This is a genomic window from Haloferax prahovense DSM 18310, from assembly GCF_000336815.1.
GTDB classification, from domain to species: domain Archaea; phylum Halobacteriota; class Halobacteria; order Halobacteriales; family Haloferacaceae; genus Haloferax; species Haloferax prahovense.
Window position 1 is genome coordinate 44,558 of the sequence record NZ_AOLG01000046.1, and the last position, 18,773, is coordinate 63,330.

The following is an 18,773-nucleotide window of genomic DNA, read 5'->3' on the forward strand; positions in this document are numbered from 1 at the left end:
ACACGGGCCGGTTCGGAACTCCGGCGTGTGTCCCCCGACGACGCTCCTCCCGCGGACGACGGATTCGACTCCTCTTCCGACTCTCCCTCCGACGCGCCCCGCCCCGACGACCGCTCTTCGCTCTCGCGTCGTCAACTGCTCGGCCTCGTCGGCGGCGCGGGCGCGGTCGGCGGTATCGGTTGGTTCAGGCCGACGTGGCTTCCCGACCCGATTACGGACTGGCTGACGACGGTGTATCCGGACCCGTCGAGTAACTACGTCTGGCAGCCGCCGGTGAGCGACGCGCACGCCGACGCGGCGGTGCAGCGACTCGAAGAGACTGTCGAGCAAGCGACGGAACTGCGTTCGCGAATCGACCTCGATTCGGTGGGCGAGGAGATGCGGTTTCACCTCCGCGGGTCGCCGGCGGGGGGTCACCTCGAATCTGCGAAGGACTGGGGAAGCGCTCGCGACCGACTCAGGTCTGCGACCTCCGGGCTTCAGTACGCCGGTGAGACGGTCGGCTACGCGACTGTTGCGCTCGGAGACGACGACCCCGAGTTCCTCGTCGAGCGCGGCCGCGAACTGGACCGGGCGGCCGACGACCTCGCGTCGTCACTCTCCGAGTACCGCGTCTCCGACCCCGGCCGCGACCTCGCGTTTCCCTACGCCGTCGAGCGACTCCTCTCGTTCGCGCGCATCGAGATAAGCTGGGACGGTGTCGACGACGGCGGCGAGTCGATGGACTACTCGGCACACGACTTCGCCGGCGAGTGGGGCTCGCAGTTGCAGGCACAACAGCGCCTCCGGACCGCCCGCCATCATCGCGAGCAGTACCGAGCGAATCTCGGAGACGACGCGACCCCGTACCGGGACCGACTCACTGACGCTATCGAGTCGTTCCGCGCTCAACTCGACGAGTACCCGCGCCGAAGCGAGGTGCGGACCACAATCGAAGAGGAGCGCGACCTGGACCAATCCACGCCCTACGGGGCCGCCCGGTGGGAACTGTTCACGCTCTGCTTCGACAACGACGCCAGATACGTCGGCGACTACGAGCGCGGGCTGACCGCGAAGCAGTTCGTCGACACCGCCCGTGCCCTCCTCGCGCGACAGGCCCACGACTTCGCGCTCGACGCCCTCGACGTGGAACCCGGCGATACCGACTACGACTCCGGCCGGTCGTTCCGAGCGAAACGCCGTGCAATGCGCGACTTTCGGGCGACGCGCGACGAGTACGACTCGAACTTCGCGGGCGTCGTCGCGAACGAGGCGGCGAGCATTATCCGCGCCGGCGACGTGAGTCTCGAAATGGGCGACGGTCCCGCGTGGAAAGAGCGCGTCGAGTCGGCGGTGTACTACCTCGTCGGTGCTGGAATGATGCGCGAACTCGGGAACGTGGTCGAACCCGTCGTCAGCCTCGACACGAACTGACCGACCACGTTACGACACGTCTTCGATGGCGTCCAGTAGCATCGTCGCGCCGAGGTCGATTTCGCGGGCGGTCACGTCGAGCGGCGGGAGGATTCGAAGCACCTTGTAGCCGCACGAGAGAGTGAGGAGACCGCGCTTGAGGGCGGCTTCCTGCACGGCGTCGCGGCGTTCTTTGGTATCGAACTCGACGGCGAGCAGCAGGCCCTTGCCGCGCACGTCGACGACGGTGTCGGGCGCGTCGTCGCGCATCCGCTCGATGAACTGGCGGCCGCGGGCGACGGTGTTGTCGAGTAGGTCGTACTCCTCGATGGCTTCGAGGGTGAACACGCCCTGCATCGAGGAGACGATGTCGCCCGCGCCCCACGTCGAGGAGAGCCGCGAGGTCTCGTCGGGGAATATCTCGTCGTTCGAGATGGTCGCGCCGACGCGGAGGCCCTTCGCGCCGGTGATGATGTCGGGCTCGATGGGGTAGTGGTCGGAGCCCCACAGCTCGCCGGTTCGGCCGACACCGGTCTGAATCTCGTCGGCGATGAGCGTCAGGTCGTAGTCGTCGACGACGGCGGCGAGTTCTTCTGCGAAGGCGTCCGACGGGAAGCGGTAGCCGCCCTCGCCCTGAATCGGTTCGACGATGACGTAGGAGACCTCGTCGGCGTCGATGTGGCCCTTCTTCGGGTGGAGCTTCTGCCGGAGTTTGGAGACCGCGGAGTCGGCGTCGGGAAAGAAGCCGCAGGAACACGTCTCGGGCGAGCAGGTCCGGTCGTCGCAGAACGGCACGTCGAGGACGCCCGAAATCTCGGGAAACTTGCGCCGGTAGACGGACTTCGAGCGGTTGAGCGAGAGCGCGCCGAGGGTGCGGCCGTGGAACGCGCCCTCGAAGGTGACGCCGTACTTCGCGCCGTCGGCGTGGTCGTAGGCGATTTTGATGGCGTTCTCGACGGCCTCGGCTCCGGAGTTCGACAGGAACACCGTGTCCATCCCGTAGTGGCTCGTGAGTTCGGTCAGTTTGTCCATGAGCGCGGCGGGGCCGGGAAGCCGCTCCTCGCCGGGCGCGGAGCCGTCGCTGACGTAGAAGTCCTGCCCGGCGATTTTCGTCGGGTCGACGAGGTCGAACTCGGCCATGCGGTCCAGTATCTTCGGGTTGTTGTAGCCGAGCGGGGCGGCCGCGACGTGGCTCGTGAAATCGAGGAGGACGTTGCCGTCGACGTCGGTGCAGAAGGGCCCCTCGGACTCCGCCGTGATGTCCCAGACGAAATCGTAGACGTACGTGCTCGGCGCGGCGTGCTCGTGGTGGTACTCGACCCACTGGCGCGCTTTCTCGCCGGGCATCGAATCGACGCGTGGCACCGCCGTCTCTCGGTCCATGCGGCTCGGTACGAAGACACGTGTGTTAAGATATTCGTTATTAATGGTGCAATATCGGCCGGGGCGCGGTCCAGTCGGTCGGTTTCGCCGCACGAGAGGACGCCTTCGACGGCGGAACGTGACGGTGTGACGTCGTGACCTGTCGCTCCCGCGATAGGCTTTTGACGCCTCCGCGTCCGTGTTGGGTATGGCTCTCCCCGACATCCAGCGTTCCCGCGCGATGTGGTGGTCGCTCGCGTTGGTCCTCGCGGGCGCGCTCACCTACGTCGTCTACTCTTTTATCGGAACGTTCGTCTTCGGTCTCTTCATCTACTACGCCACGCGACCCATCTACCGGCGGATTCGGAGGCGGGTGAAGCCCCCGAGCCTCGCGGCGGCCGTGGCGCTTTTCGCCCTCGCGCTCCCCGCGCTCGGACTCGTCGTCTACGCCGCGACCATCGCCCTCCGCGAGTTCCTGAAATACGCCGACCAACTCTCTTCCGACGAGGTGCCCATCGACCTCGAAGCCTACGGCATCGACCCCACGCTGTTGGAGGGAATCGCCAGCCCGCAGGCGCTGTTGGAGTACGACTTCCGGTCGGTGTTGACTCCCGAGGCGATCAGCTCGGTGTTCGACTCGCTGAGCGTCGCCGCCAACACCTTCGCGTTCCTCGGTATCGGCGCGATTCACCTGTTCGTCATGATCGCGTTCGCGTTCTATCTCCTCCGCGACGGGCACCGACTCCGCCGGTGGGGCCAGTCGATGTTCGCCGACGACCACGGCATCCTCGAAGCCTACATGCGCGGCGTGGACCGTGATTTCAACAATATCTTCTTCGGCAACATCCTGAACGCCATCCTCACGGGCACTATCGGAGTCATCGCGTACTCGCTTTTGAACGTCATCGCGCCCGTGGGCGTCAACATCCCCGCACCGGCGCTTATCGGCCTGCTCGCCGGCGTCGCGAGCCTCATCCCCGTCGTCGGGATGAAGCTCGTCTACGTCCCCGTCGCTGCCTACATGGCTCTCGAAGCGACGATTGCCAACCCGCCCGGGTTCTGGTTCGTCCTGCTTTTCGCCGCCGTCTCGTTCGTCATCGTGGACACGATTCCCGACCTCGTGCTCCGGCCGTACGTCTCCGGACGGAGCCTCCACGTCGGGGCCGTGATGCTCGCCTACACGTTCGGTCCGCTCCTGTTCGGTTGGTACGGCATCTTCCTCATGCCGATGATACTCGTGCTGTTCGTGAACTTCGTCCGGCTCGTTCTGCCGGAGCTCCTGGCGGGGAAGCCGATTCGGCCGTACATGGTCGACCCCGGACATCTGGTCGACGGCCCGCCGGTCGAGGAGTTGACGGCCGACGAGGCGGACGACGAACCGCGAGAACCAGCCGCGACCGACCGACCGGAAGAGAGCGAATCGGACGGGCTAGAGACGTTTACCGACCGAGATGAGAAATCGAGTCGTGACTCACGGTCGCCGTCCGACGCCGGTGTGGACGGGTAGTCCGAGTCGCCCGCTCACGCTTCGAAGTCTTCGGGGACGTACTCCGCTTCCCACTCGTCGCGGGCCTTTATCTCGCGGCGACCGCGGCGGGTGAGCGTGTAGTAGTTGGTCCGGCGGTCGCGCTGGCCCTTGTCGACTAGCCCCTTCTCGACGAGCGTGTCGAGGTTGGGGTAGAGCCGCCCGTGGTGAATCTCCTTTTCGTAGTAGGCTTCGAGTTCTTCTTTGATGGCGAGTCCGTGCGGCTCTTCGAGACCCGCGATGACGTACAGCAGGTCTCGCTGGAATCCTGTCAGGTCGTACATCGGTAAATTCGACTCGTATGTTACTGTCTAATTCAGATAAGCATATCGGCCTCGACCGACGATTCTCCCTCGAAAACCCGCTAGTCTCCGAGATACTCCATCAGCAATTATGTAGTCCAAATTACTAATTCCCCGAAATTGCCGTTTCGATGTCCGGATATGTCCACAAATGGACGGCTCGGGCGCATTAAGGGAGTAGATTGTTAAGTGTTATCAATGGACAATCACTCGACTATCCAAAACGGAAATCCGAGGCGAGGTGGTGGCGTCACCACTCTCTCGGAACGACTGGCGGCGGGTCGAACACGTAGCCTGTGTGATAAGAACGAGCTGACGACTCGGATGACCACCGAGAACGGCCGGAGCCGGAGCTCGGGTGTACTCGAACGCGGCGCGAATGAAACAGTCGCTCTCGGGTCGTAGCTTCGCGCAGAAGGAAAGCAAGCCGTGCCGGAAATCTCCGGCACGGCATGCCGCCCTGAATTGGTCCCCGCTGACGCTTCGGCCCTCCAAAGCGAAGCGTCACTATCGGCTACTGTTCGGTTTCACTTAAAGATAACGACGCGTGCCAAACATTGACAATTCGGCCAACTGTCCCTGAGTGGCACGCACGCGCCGAATTCCGGAAACGATGCGGTTCCGCTCTGCTCGAAGATTTATGTTATGAAATTCACATGTGTTCCTCTTCCAGGACCCAGCCGAGTGCCCGCTTATAATGGGTCATGAGCTTTCTGACCCCCTCGTGTCGCATCTCGTCGGAGTCGAGTTCGTCCTTCAGGAACTCGTACTGCTCTCGGACCTCGGATTCGCTTCGCATATGCCGACGGTAGGCCGCCGGACGTATGTAGCCCGGCGGTCGTCTCGGCTGGCGACCGCTCGCGGCCGCGTCGACTCGCCTCGCACTTGATGCCCCGGCGTCGGGTCGCCGTGCTTTTGCGCCGCCGGGTCGAACCCAGTCGCATGGAGATACGCGGCGAGCGCGAGTGCAAGGAGTGCGACCACCGGTGGTCGTACTACGAGACGGGAAGCGTATCGTGCCCGCAGTGCGGGAGCCTCCGGAGCGTCGGCGTCGGCGACAGGGAACGCCACACCGCCATGCAGATCGACCTCGACCTCTCGGCGCACCGATCGGCCGTCGGCGACGGGTCGATTCGCGACGCCGCCCCGGCGTTGAAGTCCGACCTCCGCGACTACATCCGGCAGACGGGCTACATCCGCGGGGGCGAACTGCTCCCCCTCGGCGACACCCCGCTGGCGGCTCACGAACTGCTCCACGCAGTCGATGTGGTCGCCCGGTCGAACCGGCCCACGGACGACGAACAGCTGTACGTCATCACCCTGCTCCGCCGCGCCGACGAGGGAGAGCGCCCCGACCCCGACGCCGTGCCCAAGTCGATGGCCGACTCCCGCGGTCTCGCCTACGCCGAGGCCATCGACGACTACTGCCGCGACCTCTCGACGTGGCTCGACGACAACCCGAACCCCGAGGTCAGGACGACGCTCGAAACCCTCTCGAACCATCGCAAGCGCGTCGAAGCGCTCGACGGGGCCGTCTCGTTTTCGGAGTCCGAGGCGCTCGTCGAGGCCGCCCGCGAGATACACACCGCGCTCGTCGACGACGACCTCGACGCGCTCGCGTCGGCCCGCGACACGCTCGCGGCGCTGTTCTGACGCTTCCGAACGTTTTTCCTCCACGACGACCCTTCGCCGACGATGACTGCCGGATTCGACATCCACGACGTGCGCCACCGGGTGAAACTGCTTCGCGACGACGGCGACACGATGCTCGTCGAGAACCGCGACGGCGTGGCCTGTCCGGCCTGCGGCGACGACTTCTCGCAACTGCTCATCTCCGACCGAGCGGCCCACAGCTTCGACGTGGACGCCGACACCCGGTTCTGTGTTCGGCGGGGCGACGACCAGTTGCTCGTGGCGACGCACGAGTGAGAACAAGTTGCGGTCGGACGCGCGTCAGCGCCCGAGCAGGAACCGAATCAGCCCGCGGTCCAGCGTGTCGTCGGGGAGCGTCTCGAACCACGCTACGTCGGCGATGGCCTCGTCTTGGAGGCCGGGGTCGTCGGTGAGGTCGCCCGCGACGGTCGCCTCGTAAATCGCGAATCGAAAGCTTGCGGCGTCCTCACCGTAGTGGAGCGACTGCTCCGTGACGACTCGAAGCGCGCCCGCGTCGGCGTCGAGGCCGGTCTCCTCGGCGACCTCGCGGACCAGCGCCTCGCGTCTCGTCTCGCCGGCTTCGACCCCGCCGCCGGGGAGGACCCACTGGCCGTCCTGCCGGACGAGAAGCACCGCGCCGTCGCGCTCGCAGAGCGCGCCGACGCCCCACTCGAGGCCGTCTTCGATACGCTCGACGGCGCGGGCGAACGCCTCGGCGTCGAGGTCGTGGCGGTTCCGACGCCGGACGACGCCGTCCACGTCGTACGTCCACTCGCCGTCGATGTCGGCGTCTGACGGGGGGTTCACGTCCCGAACTCAGGGAAGGTCCACGTCGACGCCCTCGGCCTCGGCGGCGGCCTTCACGGTGTTCCAGAGGAGCATCGCGCGGGTCATCGGGCCGACGCCGCCGGGGACGGGCGTGATGGCGCTGGCCTTCTCCTTCGCGGACTCGAACTCCACGTCGCCGACGAGTTCGTAGCCTTTCTCATTGTCTGCATCGACGCGGTTGACGCCCACGTCGATGACGACGACGTCCTCGGAGAGCATGTCGCCGGTGACGAGTTCGGGGACGCCCGCGGCGGCGACGACGATGTCGGCCTCGCGGGTCTTCGCTGCGAGGTCGTCCGTGCGCGAGTGGCAGACCGTGACCGTGGCGTTGCCGCCCTCGGCCTTCTGGATGAGCAGGTTCGCCATGGGCTTGCCGACGATGTCCGAGCGGCCGACGACGACCACGTCAGCGCCCTCGGTCTCCACGTCGGCGGCGGCGAGGAGCTTCTGGACGCCGTGGGGCGTACAGGGCTTGAAGCGGGCGTCGCCGGCGACGAGGCGGCCCACGTTTTCGGGGTGGAAGCCGTCGACGTCCTTGGCGGGATCGATGCGACGGAGGACGGTCCGGTCGTCGACGTGGTCGGGGACGGGCATCTGGACGAGGATGCCGTGGACCTCGTCGTCGTCGTTGAGGTCGTCGACGAGCGAGTAGAGTTCGTCGGCGGGCGTCTCGGGGTCGAGTTCGTAGTCGAACGCCTCGATGCCGACCTCCTCGCAGTCGCGCTGTTTCATCGAGACGTACGTCTCGCTGGCGGGGTCGTCGCTCATCAGCACGGTCGCGAGCCCCGGCTTCACGCCGGCCTCGTCGAGCGCGTCGATAGCATCGGACAGCCCGTCGCGAATCTCCTCGGCGACGGCGTTGCCGTCGATGATGGTCGTCATTGTCTCAGACAGCGCGCCCCGCCCATTTCAAAGATTCGGATTCGTGCGTATTATCGGCCTCAATGAGTTCAAAATATACACGAATGTGGTCACAAACAGTCACCCGAACAGCAGGTTCACCGCGGCCACCGCGACGCCCGCGAGCGCCATCCGCAGGCCGGCGACGTACCACCGCTGGTCCGATATCGACCCCATGTACGCGCCGAACGAAAAGAGGATGCCCGTCCCGAGGCCGACCGAGGCGAGCGTCGCCCACGTCATCGACAACAGCGTGCCGACCGCGAGAAACGGGAGCAGCGGGACGACGATGCCGACGAGCGGTCCGAGTCCGCTAGCGGCCGCGTTGATTCCCCGCGCCGCGACCTTGTCGCGTTCGACCGCGGTCCCGCCGAGGTCGGTCAGCATGGCCTCTTCGATGCGGCCCAGTTCGGCCCGCTTCTCGGCGCGCTCTATCTCCCAGACGCTCCAGACGCCGGAGGTCGTCAGGCCCACCGCCGCGCCGACGCCGATTTTCACGACCGTCAGCCCCTCCGTGACGCCGGTGAGGTACGCGCCGATGACGAGACCGATGCAGGTCAGCGCGCCGTCGAAGCCGTTCGAGACGAAGTACCGGCGGGAGATGGCGCGGACGCGGTCGTCGCGCAGGAGCGAAGCGAGGCGAGCCGACATCACGACGACGACGGGTCCTGCGGCTGGTCCCGGTACGCAACCAGCGTCTCGCCCGCAACCACCTCGTCGACGGAGTGGACCGTCCCGCCGAGGTCGCGAATCCGCCGTTCCACCTCGTCGTCGTCGACGGCCTCTCCCTCCACGACGAGTCTGAGGTTCTGGACCTCGCGGTCGGTTTCGAGGAGCGTCGCGTTCACGCCGGCCACGCCGGCCGCGTCGGCGACCTCGCGGGCGAACTCGACCGTCGACGGCGAGTGCGGTTTCAACACGTCGAGAACGAGCCGACGAATCGGAGCCATATCGAGTGGTGATACGGCGGCCCGGGTAATAGTGTTACTCGGGTGAAGGGTTAGAAAAACCGGGCGGGTGCGACCGCGACGGTCGCCTGCGAGCGTCGCTTACTCGTACAGCGGGTTCGCGTCGCAGAGTTCCTGCACGCGCTCGGAGACTTCCGCGAGCACGTCGTCGTCTTCGGGGGCGTTGACGACTTTCACGATGAGTTCGCCGACTTCGCGCATCTCATCCTCACCGAAGCCGCGGGTGGTGAGCGCGGGCGTGCCGGCACGGATGCCGCTGGGGTTGAACGCCGAGCGCGTCTCGCCGGGGACGGTGTTCGCGTTCAGCACGACACCCGTCGATTCGAGCGCCTCCTCGGCGGTGCCGCCGGTGAGGTCGGGGTGCGAGTCGCGGAGGTCGACGAGCACGAGATGCGTGTCGGTGCCGCCGGAGACGACGCTGAGGCCGTGGTCCTGGAACGTCTCAGCGAGGACCTTCGCGTTGTCGACGACCTGCTGAGCGTACTCCTCGAAGGCGGGTTCGAGCGCCTCTTTGAAGCCGACCGCCTTGCCGGCGATGTTGTGCATGAGGGGGCCGCCCTGACCGCCGGGGAAGACGGCGCTGTCGATGTCGGAGGCGTACTCCTCGTCGCACATGATGATGCCGCCGCGACCGGCACGGATGGTCTTGTGGGTCGAGCCGGTGACGAAGTCGGCGACGCCGACCGGCGAGGGGTGGACGCCGGCGGCGACGAGGCCCGTGATGTGGGCGATGTCGGCGAGGTGGAGCGCGTCTACGTCGTCGGCGACCGCCTGAATCGTCTCCCACTCGACGGCGCGCGGGTACGCGGAGTAGCCGGAGACGATGATGTCCGGTTCGAACTCCGCGGCCTTCTCGGCGAGCTGGTCGTAGTCGATGTAGCCGCTTTCGGCGTCGACCTCGTACTGCTCGACGTCGTAGAGCTTCCCCGTGAAGTTCGCGGGGTGACCGTGGCTCAGGTGGCCGCCGTGGGTCAGGTCCAGCGAGAGAATCTTGTCGCCGGGTTCGAGCATGGCGAGGTAGACGCCCATGTTGGCCTGCGTGCCGGAGTGCGGCTGCACGTTGACGTGTTCAGCGCCCCAGAGTTCCTTGGCGCGCTCGATGGCGAGGTTCTCCACGTCGTCGGCGTACTCACAGCCAGCGTAGTAGCGCTTGCCGGGGTAGCCCTCGGCGTACTTGTTCGTCAGCGCGCTCCCCTGCGCTTCGAGGACCGCTTCGCTGACGTGGTTCTCCGAGGCGATCATCGCGAGCGTGTCGCGCTGGCGTTCGACCTCGCCGTCGAGGGCGTCTGCCACGGCGGGGTCGACGTCGCGGACGTGGCTGTAGTCCATACGTAGTATCCGGTCCAATTACGGCATAAATGTGTCCCATTTGGCTACGCCTGCCGGTGTTGTGTTGCACGCCTGTGTATATTCTGTGGTGTGCTACCGTGAACAGATACACGAACGCGCGATACCGACCGTCTCCGACGTGTCCCCGAGCCGAACTGACTGCCGAGGCCGACCGCCGCGGGCGACAACTCCCGGACGCACGGGGTTCTCGGTTCGCCATCGATTTTCCCGCTCGCCGATAGGAGTAAAATTTCTGAAACGAAATGCTCAATTCGCGCGATACAGCGTTGGTACAACTCGATTTCGAATACGTTCTGCCGGTCGTCTTGCGTTAATATTAAATATATTACTGGCGATATTCAAGCTATGGCTATTCGTTCTAATCTACTCGCTGAGGGGGTAGGAGACATCATCGAGTCCGTCCTTTCCTCGTCGGAAGACGAGGTGCTGGTCGCGAACCCGACCGCCGAGGTCATCGAGGGGCTCGTCGCCGTGGCGACCGACATCGATGGTGACCTGCCGAAAATCCGTCTCGTCGCCGACGAGGGCGTCCTGAAGGACGTGCTCGACGACTTCATCGTCGCCTCCAACGCCGCGAACCTCGTCGCCGACGGCACGCTCTCGATGCGGACCGCCGACGACGAAGTCGAGAACACGCTGTTCGTCACGCCGAACTCGGTCGTCGCGCTCGTCGCCGCCGGTGACAAAGTCGCCGGCCTCGTCACCGACGACGAGGCGTTCGTCGAGACGGCGTTCGAGGCCCATCAGGCCCACTGGGCGGACGCGCCCGAATTCAAGCTCCGGACTCCGCCGCTCTCGCGCGTCCGCGAGACCCTCGGCGAGGACATCGGCGAAGAGACGCTCGCCGACTTCGACGCCGTGCTCGCTTCGCTGTCGTCGGCTCGCGGCGACGGCGACGGCCTCGACGAGGTGACTATCTCCCTTCTCGTCGCCGCCCGCAACGAAGTTCTCCTCTACGACATCTCGAAGTGGGGCGAAGACGTGGGCATCGCCAGCAAGGCGACCTTCTCCCGGACGAAGACGAAGCTCGAAGAACTCGGCCTCATCGACACCGAGAAAGTACCCATCGACGTCGGTCGCCCGCGGCTCCGCCTGAAGCTCGGCGCGGACGCGCTCGTCGCGGCCGCCGCCGACGAACTGGCCGACGAGGCCCAGAAACTGCTCGACGCGTAGCCGACCGCGACCCCCTCGCTTTTTCCCGCCGCCGCTCGTCGTCGCGCGCATGAACATCGGACTCGTCGGGAGCGGCCCCGCCGCCGAGTCGATTCGCGCGGCGTGCGCCGACATCGACGCGACGGTCTCGGAGACGACCCCCGACTCGCTCGGTTCGTTCGACCTCGGCTTCGTCGTCGCCGCGGCCGGCAGCGACGCCTTCGACGCGGCCGACGAAGCCGCTTCGAGATGGTTCGCCGTCGAAATCGGCGGTGTCGGCGGCCACCCCGTGGACGACCTGGACGCGGCCGTCTCGGCGTTCGACCCCGCCAGCGCCGACTTCGCGGACCTCCGGGCGCGCGTCGCGTCCACCACGGAGTCGGAGGGCCGCCCCGGCGGTGACCGCGCGGCCGTTCGACTCGCCGGCGCGGTGGCCGGGCGGCGCGGTATCGCGCTCCTCTCGGGCGACGACGTGGCCGGGACCGTCGTCGAAGTCCCCGGTCCCGAGCGGTCGTTCCTCCCCGCGCCGTCGCCGATGGAGCGGGACCGAGCCCTCGACCGCGACTTCCGCGCCGTGGAGTTAGACGACGCGCTCGCGCGGGCCGAATCGGCCGTGGACGACCGCGTCGGCATCGTCACGCAGGTCGGCGAGCGCGAGTCGTTCCCGCTGCCGTACTACGTCGCGCAGACGGCGGACACGACGGTCTACGCCGACGCTCGGGCGGCCGAACTCGCCGGCGGCGCGGCCGCAGGCTGGGACGAGGCCTACATGAAGGCGCTCGGCGAGGCGCTCGAACGCTACTCGGCGGGCGTCTACCGCTCCAGCGAGTTCGCCGTCGCACCCGCGGCGTCTCGGCCGGCCGCGGTGCCGCCCAGTCGGTTCGTCAGACCCGACTCCTTTCGCGACCCCGACCCCGAGGAGCCGATTCAGTGGGTCGAAGGCGAGGACCTCGCGACCGGTTCGACCGTCTCGCTCCCGGCGGAGTTCGTCCACTACCCGCCGCCGTCCGAGCGACACAAGCCGTCGATTACGACCGGGCTCGGCCTCGGCAACTCCGGGACCGAGGCGCTTCTCTCGGGGCTCTACGAGGTCGTCGAGCGCGACGCGACGATGCTCGCGTGGTACTCGACGTTCGACCCGCTCGGGCTGGACGTGACCGACGAGACGTTCGAGACGCTGGCGGCCCGCGCCCGCTCGGAGTCCCTAGAAGTGACCGCGCTCCTCGTGACGCAGGACGTGGACGTGCCGGTCGTGGCGGTGGCCGTCCACCGCGACGGCGAGTGGCCGAAGTTCGCGATGGGCTCCGGCGCGAACCTCGATGCGAACCGTGCCGCTCGCTCCGCGCTGGCCGAGGCGCTCCAGAACTGGACCGAACTGCGCGGCATGGGACCGGAGCAGGCCGCGACGCAGGGCGGCGCGATTGCGACCTACGCCGACTTCCCGAAGCCGGCTCGGACGTTCGTCTCGCCGGACGCGACCATCCCCGCGGACTCGGTCGGCCCCGACGAGGTTCCAGGGGGCGCAGCCGAACTCGACGCGGTCGTCTCGGCGGTCACGGACGCCGACCTCGACGCGTACGCGGCGCGGACCACCCCGCGCGACGTGGAGAGGCTCGGCTTCGAGGCGGTCCGCGTGGTCGTTCCGGCCGCGCAGCCGCTTTTCATCGGCGAGCCGTACTTCGCTGACCGCGCCGAGTCGGTGCCGCGAGACCTCGGCTTCGAACCGCGACCGGACCGCGAGTTCCACCCGTTCCCGTAGCTGGCGAGTCACGCGGTTCGTGGGCTTTGTGGCTGACAGCCGGCACGAGCGGCCGCGTGACAGGCGGGCCGTCGAATCCGCGCGCCGGTGTGCCGGACACCCGCAGGCCGCCGCACGGCGTGAGTCACAGAATAGCGGCGTTGGCCGCGGCTCGGTACTTGAACCTTCGCCGGGGGAGAAAACGAGGGGTCGGAAAGCGGGAGACTGCGGGGCGGTTAGACGCCGAACGTCGCGCGGAGCATGTCGCGGCTCCCCGGCCCGAGGCCGACTGCGAGGACGGCGATGAGGAGCAAAATCGCGTAGCGCGGGCTGTCTTCGAATATCTGCTCGTCGAACACCCAGACGACGGCCGTCGCGGCCACGAGTTTGACGAGCAGGAACGGCCACGCGTCGCCCGTGACGGCCAGCACCGACTCGGGGAGCGTGGAGGCGGTAAAGTCGACGACCGCCTGGTTCACCGGGTGCTTCGGGACGAGGTTGTTCCCCGCCCCGAGCGCGACCATCCAGTCGAGGCCGATGACGTTGGCCACGCCGTCGATGGCGTGGCCCCAGATGACGACGAGACCGATGTATCCCGTTCCCTCGTTGACCTCGGGAGCGAAGCGCTCGACGAGCCACCACGTCGCCGCGGTGACGAGCGTCGCGCCGACGAGGATGACGGCGAGCACCTGTGGATAGAACGTCGCGCCCTGCGCGCCGGTGAGGCCGGCCCACAGGAGGTAGCCGACCGCCACCGCGAGCACCGCGAGGCCGGCCACGAACAGCGGTTTCACGTAGTCGTCGACGAGGCCCTGCCGTTCGGCGAAGACGCTCCCGACGACGGCGACGAGCGTGATTGCGAAGACGGTCACGTAGATAACCGGGCTGATGACGAGCGTGTTCAGCGGGTAGCTGATGAGCGCGTCGGCGACGCCGGGCGAGTCGTTAGCGTCCTCGACCACGCGGAACGCGCCGCCGAACAGCATGAACGGAAAGAGCGCGTAGAAGAACCGCGGGCGCTCGCCGATGTCGAGGCGGCGGAGGAGGAACACGACGCCCGAGAGCGCGATGACGAGCGTGACCATGTAGCCGACCTCGGAGACGAGGGTGTAGCCGGGGTACGCGACGGGTTCGGCCGCCGCGGCGCAGGCCGACGCCGTGTCGAGATACTGCGTGACGCCGTTCGCCCGAACCGCACAGACGGCCGAGTTCGCGTCGGCTTGGACGGGGCCCCAGAAGTAGTGCCAGATGAAGCCGTCGTAGACGACACGAGGGAACGCGAGCGACCCGCCGACGAGGGCGACGAGGATGGCCGCGACGCCGAGCCCCCAGAGGCGCTCGGGGTCGAGACCCATTCGCTCTGCTACCGTTGCCATAGGCGATACCCCGACGGCGGGCCTGTTTAGGGTTCCGGTCTCTCGCATCCGCCGCGCACGCCTCGGCGCGGCGAGTCGGCGTCGCAGCGAGGTGGCGCTCCGCGGCGGGCGTGGTTCAGTCCTCGTCGTCGGGGTCGCGAATCGGCAGCACCGGGTCGTCGTACTCGGTCCCGAGGATGACCATCGTCTGGGACCGCGAGAACCCGTCGAGCTCGGCGATGTGGTCGAACATGAGCTCGCGCAGGGCGTCGGTGTCCTCGGCGTACACCCGGAGCATCACGTCCCACTCGCCGGTGGTGAGGTCGATTTCCTGGACGCCCTCGATGTCGCGAAGCTGTTGGAGCGCCTCCTTTTCGCGACCCTGCTTGACCCGGAAGCCGACCAGCGCGGAGGTGCCCAGCCCGACCTGCCGCGGGTCGACGTGGGCGTGGTAGCCCTCGATGACGCCGGCGTCTTCCATCCGACCGACCCGGTCGTGAACCGTCGCGCTCGACATGTCGATTCTGCGGGCGATTTCGCTGAACGGGGTCCGCGCGTCTTCCATCAGAATCCGGAGAATCGCCCGGTCCGTCGCGTCGAGATCCATGCTATCCCTACTGATGGGGGGTGACTTCGCACTTGCGGATGGGAAGCACGCTCGCGCCCGCGGCGAGCGCCGTCCGGTTCCGGTTTTCGTCCGTCTACCGCCCGTCGATTTCGCGGGCCGCCTCCAGCACGACGTCGTGGACGCGCCCGTTCGACGCGACGAGTCCCTCCGAATCGTGTCGCCACTCGTTGCCGTCGAGGTCCGTGACCGTCCCCCCGGCCGTCCGAATGAGGTGTGCACCGGCGACCGAGTCCCACGGGTTCGCCCGCTTGTTCGTGATGACGCCGTCGAGCGAGCCGTCGGCGACGTACGAGAGCACGACCTGCATGCTCCCGTAACGACGGAGGTCGCCGAAGCGCGTGACGATGGCGCGGGCCGCCGCGGCGTACTCGTCGCGGACGTCGTAATCCCACCAGAACGTCGGACAGACCGTACACGTCTCGGGGTCGTCGCGCTGGCTCACCGAAATCTCCTCGCCGTTGCGGTAGGCCGCCCCGTCGTCGGCCGCGTAGCAGTCGTCGAGGGCGGGCAGGTAGTTGGCCGCCGCGATAGGGTCGCCGTCGCGGACGGCGGCGACCGAGGTTGCCCAGACCGGCACGTTGCGCACGAAGTTGTTCGTCCCGTCGATGGGGTCGACGACCCACGCCGGTCCCGACTCGGGAACCGACTTGAGTTCGTCGTCCTCCTCGCCGACGATGGGGTCGTCGGGGAACGCCCCGCGGATTCGCTCGACGACGCGGCGCTGGGCGTCCTTGTCGGCTTGGGTGACAACGTCCGTTTTGCCGTCTTTCGTCTCGACGGCGATGCCGGTTCTGAAGGCCCGTCGCGCGACTGCGCCGCCGTCGCGGGCCGCGCGCTGTGCCCGGTCCGCCCGGGCATCGAGTTCGTTCATGGGCGTGACAGGACCGGCAGGTGCCTATATCCACCGACCCGACGCCGACGCGGCCCGGTGGCTTATGTCGATGGACGGTTTACCTCGTGTCGTGTCAGACGCTATCGACCTCCCGGCGCGGGTCCGCGAATCGCTCGCGGAGTCCTTCGACGACGCCAGAGCGGCCGTCAGAGCCGGCGACGCCGAAGCCGCGCTGGAACACGTCGAGACGGCGTCCCGCGTGCTCGGCCACAAGGTTCCGCCGAGCCCGCTCAAGGAGAAACTCCGGCACGGCGTGGCGGCCGTCGAGCGCACCGCGGCCGACGAACCGCTCGTGGCCTCGGAGTACCTCCGGCTCATGAGTCAGTTGGTTCGGCCGTAGCGTTGCGGACTGGGCCGTCCCGCCAGACGGCCGGCTCGCTCGGGGGTCGGAAAACGGAAAAAGCCAGAATTCGCAATTAGAACCCGGACGGAAGACGTTTTCCACAGCCCTCACGACCGTTTTCGGCTTGCGCCGAGTTCCCGAACTCCGATTCCTCGTGGTCCGGTACTTGGTCTTCCCGCCGCTCGCTCGCAGAGCGGTTTACGGGGCTGTTTCGGTTCCTCTTCGGCACTTTGACCTCGTCTTCCTGTTACGAAAGACTCGGTGTTCGTGTCGATCCCATTCCTCCGCGTCTTGCGATGCGTACCATCGTCGACGCCTTTCACGTCGCCCGACGGATTCGGTTTGGTCATCCGGTGCGTCCTTGCGCTTCCGGCAACACTACAGTAGTCCCGGAAATATAATGAATGTTTCTGATAAACTCTGAACTGTCCGGAGATGCTGATAGTTCGGCCGACGGAACGGTGGTGACGCTCGTCGCCGAACGTCGTCCTCGGTCGGCCCCCTTCCGGCGGTTTTCACCGGAAACCCGGTCTGTTCATGATGAATCGTTCGGGATACTGGCGGCGGCGCTGTGGTGGCGTCGTAACCGGATGACTGCCGGGAGACAGAAGAGAACGTGTCCGCCATCGAGCGACCGGGTTTATACCGGGGTTGCGGGCCGCCTCGGTGCCCGCTTCCCGCCGTGGGGTGCGCTGCACTCGCCGCTCGTCACGTCGTTTCTCGCGATAAGTGCGAGGGGAGGGATTTGAACCCACGGACCCCTACGGGAGCGGATCTTGAGTCCGCCGCTTTTTCCTGACTTAGCTACCCTCGCGCGTACTCAAGTACGACAGGGGGACCGCTAAAACGTTGCGAAACGTCAGACGAGGCCGCCGAACTGTTCGACGACGAGGAGGCCGCCGACGGCGATGCCGACGACGCCGGCCGCGGCGCGGAGGACGCGCGTCCCGCCGACCGCCATCGAGCGGCCCCAGAGGAACGAGACGGTCGCCATCGTGGCGATGGTCAGGAGGCTGAACGCCGCGAGGAACGCGACGGCCTGCCCCACCGCGGGTGCGGTCGAGACCATCGCGATGACGAGCGCGCCGCTGCCGGCGAAGCCGTGGAGGACGCCGACCCCGAACGACTCGTCGTGGACGTGCGTGTGTTTCGTCCCGAACGCGACGTTCCCGAGCGAGAGGTGTCGGTGGACGCCGCTGTCGTGGTCGTGGTCGCGGAGCGTCGGCACGGAGACGCCGGCGGCCCGGAGAAGCATCCGCGCCCCGAGGAGGACGAGAATCGCACCGACGACGACTTCGAAGAAGTGCGTCACCGACTCGGGCAGGCGGACGCCGAGCGCGACGAAGGTGAGACCGACGACGGCAATCGGAATCGAGTGCCCGACGCCCCACGAGGCGCCGACGATGCTCGGTCGGTCGCCGTCTTCGACCATCGTCGCGACGGCGGCGAGGTGGTCGGCTTCCAGCGCGTGCCGGACCCCGATAACCCCGCCGGCCACGAGTGCTGATGCGAGTGCCATACGCTCGAAAGGACGAATCGCGGTAAATAGGTCAGGGGTCCCGACGGGTACTCCGACCCGGTCGGAGCCTACTCCGGCCGCCACTCGCAGGACGCGCCGGTCGTCAGCCCCGCCGCGTCGATGTGCGACGAGAGGCACGCGTAGTTGCAGAACGCGCCCGCCGGCACGCGCTCGCCGGCTTCGAGCTCCGCCACGAAGACGGGGTCGTGACGCCGAACGTCGCTTCCGCAGTAGGTGCATTCGATTGTGTCCGTCACGTCCGACCGTTGTCGCGCTCGCACGAAAAAACTGCGCGGCCGGTGTCGCCACCGATGGAGTTACCGGCTTCCCGGTCGCCCTGACTCACATGGACGAACACACCCGCGACCCGAGCGTCGCCCCGCCGCTCGGCAACCCGACGGGGTGGAACGACGACCTGCGGCTGTGGGAGCACGCGACGCTCCGCCGGGCGGTCGAACACGGCGTCCGCCTGTTCAACTCCGGCGACTTCCACGAGAGCCACGACTGCTTCGAAGACGAGTGGTACAACTACGGCGCGGGGACCGCGGAAAGCGCCTTCCTCCACGGGATGGTGCAGGTCGCCGCCGGCGCGTACAAGCACTTCGACTTCGAGAACGACGCGGGGATGCGGTCGTTGTTCGAGACGGCACTCGAGTACATCCGCGGCGTTCCGAGCGACTTCTACGGCGTCGACGTGGACGACGTGCGCGACACCCTCCGGGCGGCGCTGGACGACCCGACGGCGCTCCACGGCTGGCAAATCGAACTCGACGGCCACCGGGCGACCGCCTACCCCGCCGACTACGAGTACGTCGAGGGACTCGACCACTAACCGCGTCGGGCCGCGGTCTTCGCCCGCCACGAAC

Annotated in this window: 21 protein-coding genes and 1 tRNA gene; 8 read left to right on the forward strand and 14 right to left on the reverse strand. The window is 67.2% G+C overall.

The window, feature by feature from the left end; all coding sequences use genetic code 11:
• Positions 1-27: 27 nt before the first annotated feature.
• Positions 28-1,413, forward strand: a complete 1,386-nt coding sequence (locus tag C457_RS11610) for a hypothetical protein (RefSeq protein WP_008094845.1) — start codon at positions 28-30, stop codon at positions 1,411-1,413.
• Between the two features lie 9 nt (positions 1,414-1,422).
• Here the strand turns inward: C457_RS11610 and C457_RS11615 are convergent, their stop codons facing one another.
• Complete coding sequence (locus C457_RS11615) at positions 1,423-2,775, reverse strand: class-III pyridoxal-phosphate-dependent aminotransferase (RefSeq protein ID WP_008094846.1); 1,353 nt, start codon at positions 2,773-2,775, stop codon at positions 1,423-1,425.
• Between the two features lie 220 nt (positions 2,776-2,995).
• On the opposite strand from C457_RS11615, the gene C457_RS11620 reads away from it, so the two are divergent.
• A complete protein-coding gene (locus tag C457_RS11620; protein ID WP_008094847.1) occupies positions 2,996-4,261 on the forward strand; it encodes an AI-2E family transporter in 1,266 nt (421 codons plus the stop codon).
• A 14-nt stretch (positions 4,262-4,275) separates the two neighbouring features.
• On the opposite strand, the gene C457_RS11625 is transcribed toward C457_RS11620, so the two are convergent.
• Entirely contained in the window at positions 4,276-4,563 is a 288-nt protein-coding gene (locus C457_RS11625) for a PadR family transcriptional regulator (protein WP_004044685.1), read from the reverse strand.
• Positions 4,564-5,233: 670 nt separating this feature from the next.
• Positions 5,234-5,380 carry a hypothetical protein gene (locus C457_RS20640; RefSeq protein ID WP_004974390.1) on the reverse strand — a complete coding sequence of 49 codons (147 nt, stop codon included), beginning with the start codon at positions 5,378-5,380 and terminating at the stop codon, positions 5,234-5,236.
• 143 nt (positions 5,381-5,523) lie between these two features.
• On the opposite strand from C457_RS20640, the gene C457_RS11630 reads away from it, so the two are divergent.
• Both C457_RS11630 and C457_RS11635 read left to right on the forward strand, forming a co-directional pair.
• On the forward strand, positions 5,524-6,234 hold the full coding sequence (locus C457_RS11630) for a DUF7117 family protein (protein WP_008094859.1): 711 nt from the start codon (positions 5,524-5,526) through the stop codon (positions 6,232-6,234).
• Between the two features lie 42 nt (positions 6,235-6,276).
• Complete coding sequence (locus tag C457_RS11635; protein ID WP_008094860.1) at positions 6,277-6,510, forward strand: DUF7385 family protein; 234 nt, start codon at positions 6,277-6,279, stop codon at positions 6,508-6,510.
• 24 nt (positions 6,511-6,534) lie between these two features.
• Here the strand turns inward: C457_RS11635 and C457_RS11640 are convergent, their stop codons facing one another.
• The 5 genes from C457_RS11640 to glyA form a co-directional block, all read right to left on the reverse strand.
• Entirely contained in the window at positions 6,535-7,041 is a 507-nt protein-coding gene (locus tag C457_RS11640) for an NUDIX domain-containing protein (RefSeq protein ID WP_008094862.1), read from the reverse strand.
• 9 nt (positions 7,042-7,050) lie between these two features.
• On the reverse strand, positions 7,051-7,944 hold the full coding sequence (gene folD / locus C457_RS11645; protein ID WP_008094863.1) for a bifunctional methylenetetrahydrofolate dehydrogenase/methenyltetrahydrofolate cyclohydrolase FolD: 894 nt from the start codon (positions 7,942-7,944) through the stop codon (positions 7,051-7,053).
• A gap of 99 nt (positions 7,945-8,043) precedes the next feature.
• The gene (locus C457_RS11650) at positions 8,044-8,613 is read right to left on the reverse strand and encodes a VIT1/CCC1 transporter family protein (protein ID WP_008094864.1); all 570 of its coding nucleotides are present in this window, start codon (positions 8,611-8,613) and stop codon (positions 8,044-8,046) included.
• The gene (locus C457_RS11655) at positions 8,613-8,912 is read right to left on the reverse strand and encodes a DUF211 domain-containing protein (protein ID WP_008094865.1); all 300 of its coding nucleotides are present in this window, start codon (positions 8,910-8,912) and stop codon (positions 8,613-8,615) included. Before C457_RS11655 ends, C457_RS11650 begins: the two co-directional genes overlap by 1 nt.
• A gap of 99 nt (positions 8,913-9,011) precedes the next feature.
• Positions 9,012-10,259 (reverse strand): serine hydroxymethyltransferase, encoded by a 1,248-nt coding sequence (glyA, locus tag C457_RS11660; RefSeq protein ID WP_008094866.1) that lies wholly within the window; start codon positions 10,257-10,259, stop codon positions 9,012-9,014.
• Between the two features lie 366 nt (positions 10,260-10,625).
• Here glyA and tbsP point away from each other — a divergent pair, with 366 nt between their 5' ends.
• Complete coding sequence (gene tbsP / locus C457_RS11665) at positions 10,626-11,453, forward strand: transcriptional regulator TbsP (RefSeq protein ID WP_049913562.1); 828 nt, start codon at positions 10,626-10,628, stop codon at positions 11,451-11,453.
• 49 nt (positions 11,454-11,502) lie between these two features.
• Positions 11,503-13,191: a YcaO-like family protein gene (locus tag C457_RS11670; RefSeq protein ID WP_008094868.1), complete on the forward strand. Its 1,689-nt coding sequence runs from the start codon at positions 11,503-11,505 to the stop codon at positions 13,189-13,191.
• Positions 13,192-13,406: 215 nt separating this feature from the next.
• Here the strand turns inward: C457_RS11670 and C457_RS11675 are convergent, their stop codons facing one another.
• The 3 genes from C457_RS11675 to C457_RS11685 form a co-directional block, all read right to left on the reverse strand.
• Positions 13,407-14,525, reverse strand: coding sequence for a DUF63 family protein (locus C457_RS11675; RefSeq protein ID WP_008094869.1), 1,119 nt, complete (start codon positions 14,523-14,525; stop codon positions 13,407-13,409).
• Between the two features lie 136 nt (positions 14,526-14,661).
• Entirely contained in the window at positions 14,662-15,132 is a 471-nt protein-coding gene (locus C457_RS11680; protein WP_004974414.1) for an Lrp/AsnC family transcriptional regulator, read from the reverse strand.
• 94 nt (positions 15,133-15,226) lie between these two features.
• The gene (locus C457_RS11685; protein WP_008094871.1) at positions 15,227-16,024 is read right to left on the reverse strand and encodes an inositol monophosphatase family protein; all 798 of its coding nucleotides are present in this window, start codon (positions 16,022-16,024) and stop codon (positions 15,227-15,229) included.
• A gap of 91 nt (positions 16,025-16,115) precedes the next feature.
• Between C457_RS11685 and C457_RS11690 the strand changes: the two genes are divergently transcribed.
• Positions 16,116-16,385, forward strand: coding sequence for a hypothetical protein (locus tag C457_RS11690; protein WP_008094873.1), 270 nt, complete (start codon positions 16,116-16,118; stop codon positions 16,383-16,385).
• A 733-nt stretch (positions 16,386-17,118) separates the two neighbouring features.
• On the opposite strand, the gene C457_RS11695 is transcribed toward C457_RS11690, so the two are convergent.
• The 3 genes from C457_RS11695 to C457_RS11705 all read right to left on the reverse strand — a co-directional run bounded on the left by C457_RS11695 (position 17,119) and on the right by C457_RS11705 (position 18,164).
• Positions 17,119-17,202, reverse strand: a tRNA-Leu gene (locus C457_RS11695).
• 45 nt (positions 17,203-17,247) lie between these two features.
• Positions 17,248-17,907 (reverse strand): sulfite exporter TauE/SafE family protein, encoded by a 660-nt coding sequence (locus C457_RS11700; protein ID WP_008094875.1) that lies wholly within the window; start codon positions 17,905-17,907, stop codon positions 17,248-17,250.
• Between the two features lie 68 nt (positions 17,908-17,975).
• Positions 17,976-18,164 carry a hypothetical protein gene (locus C457_RS11705; RefSeq protein WP_008094876.1) on the reverse strand — a complete coding sequence of 63 codons (189 nt, stop codon included), beginning with the start codon at positions 18,162-18,164 and terminating at the stop codon, positions 17,976-17,978.
• Between the two features lie 89 nt (positions 18,165-18,253).
• Here C457_RS11705 and C457_RS11710 point away from each other — a divergent pair, with 89 nt between their 5' ends.
• Positions 18,254-18,739 carry a DUF309 domain-containing protein gene (locus tag C457_RS11710; RefSeq protein WP_008094877.1) on the forward strand — a complete coding sequence of 162 codons (486 nt, stop codon included), beginning with the start codon at positions 18,254-18,256 and terminating at the stop codon, positions 18,737-18,739.
• Positions 18,740-18,773: the final 34 nt, after the last annotated feature.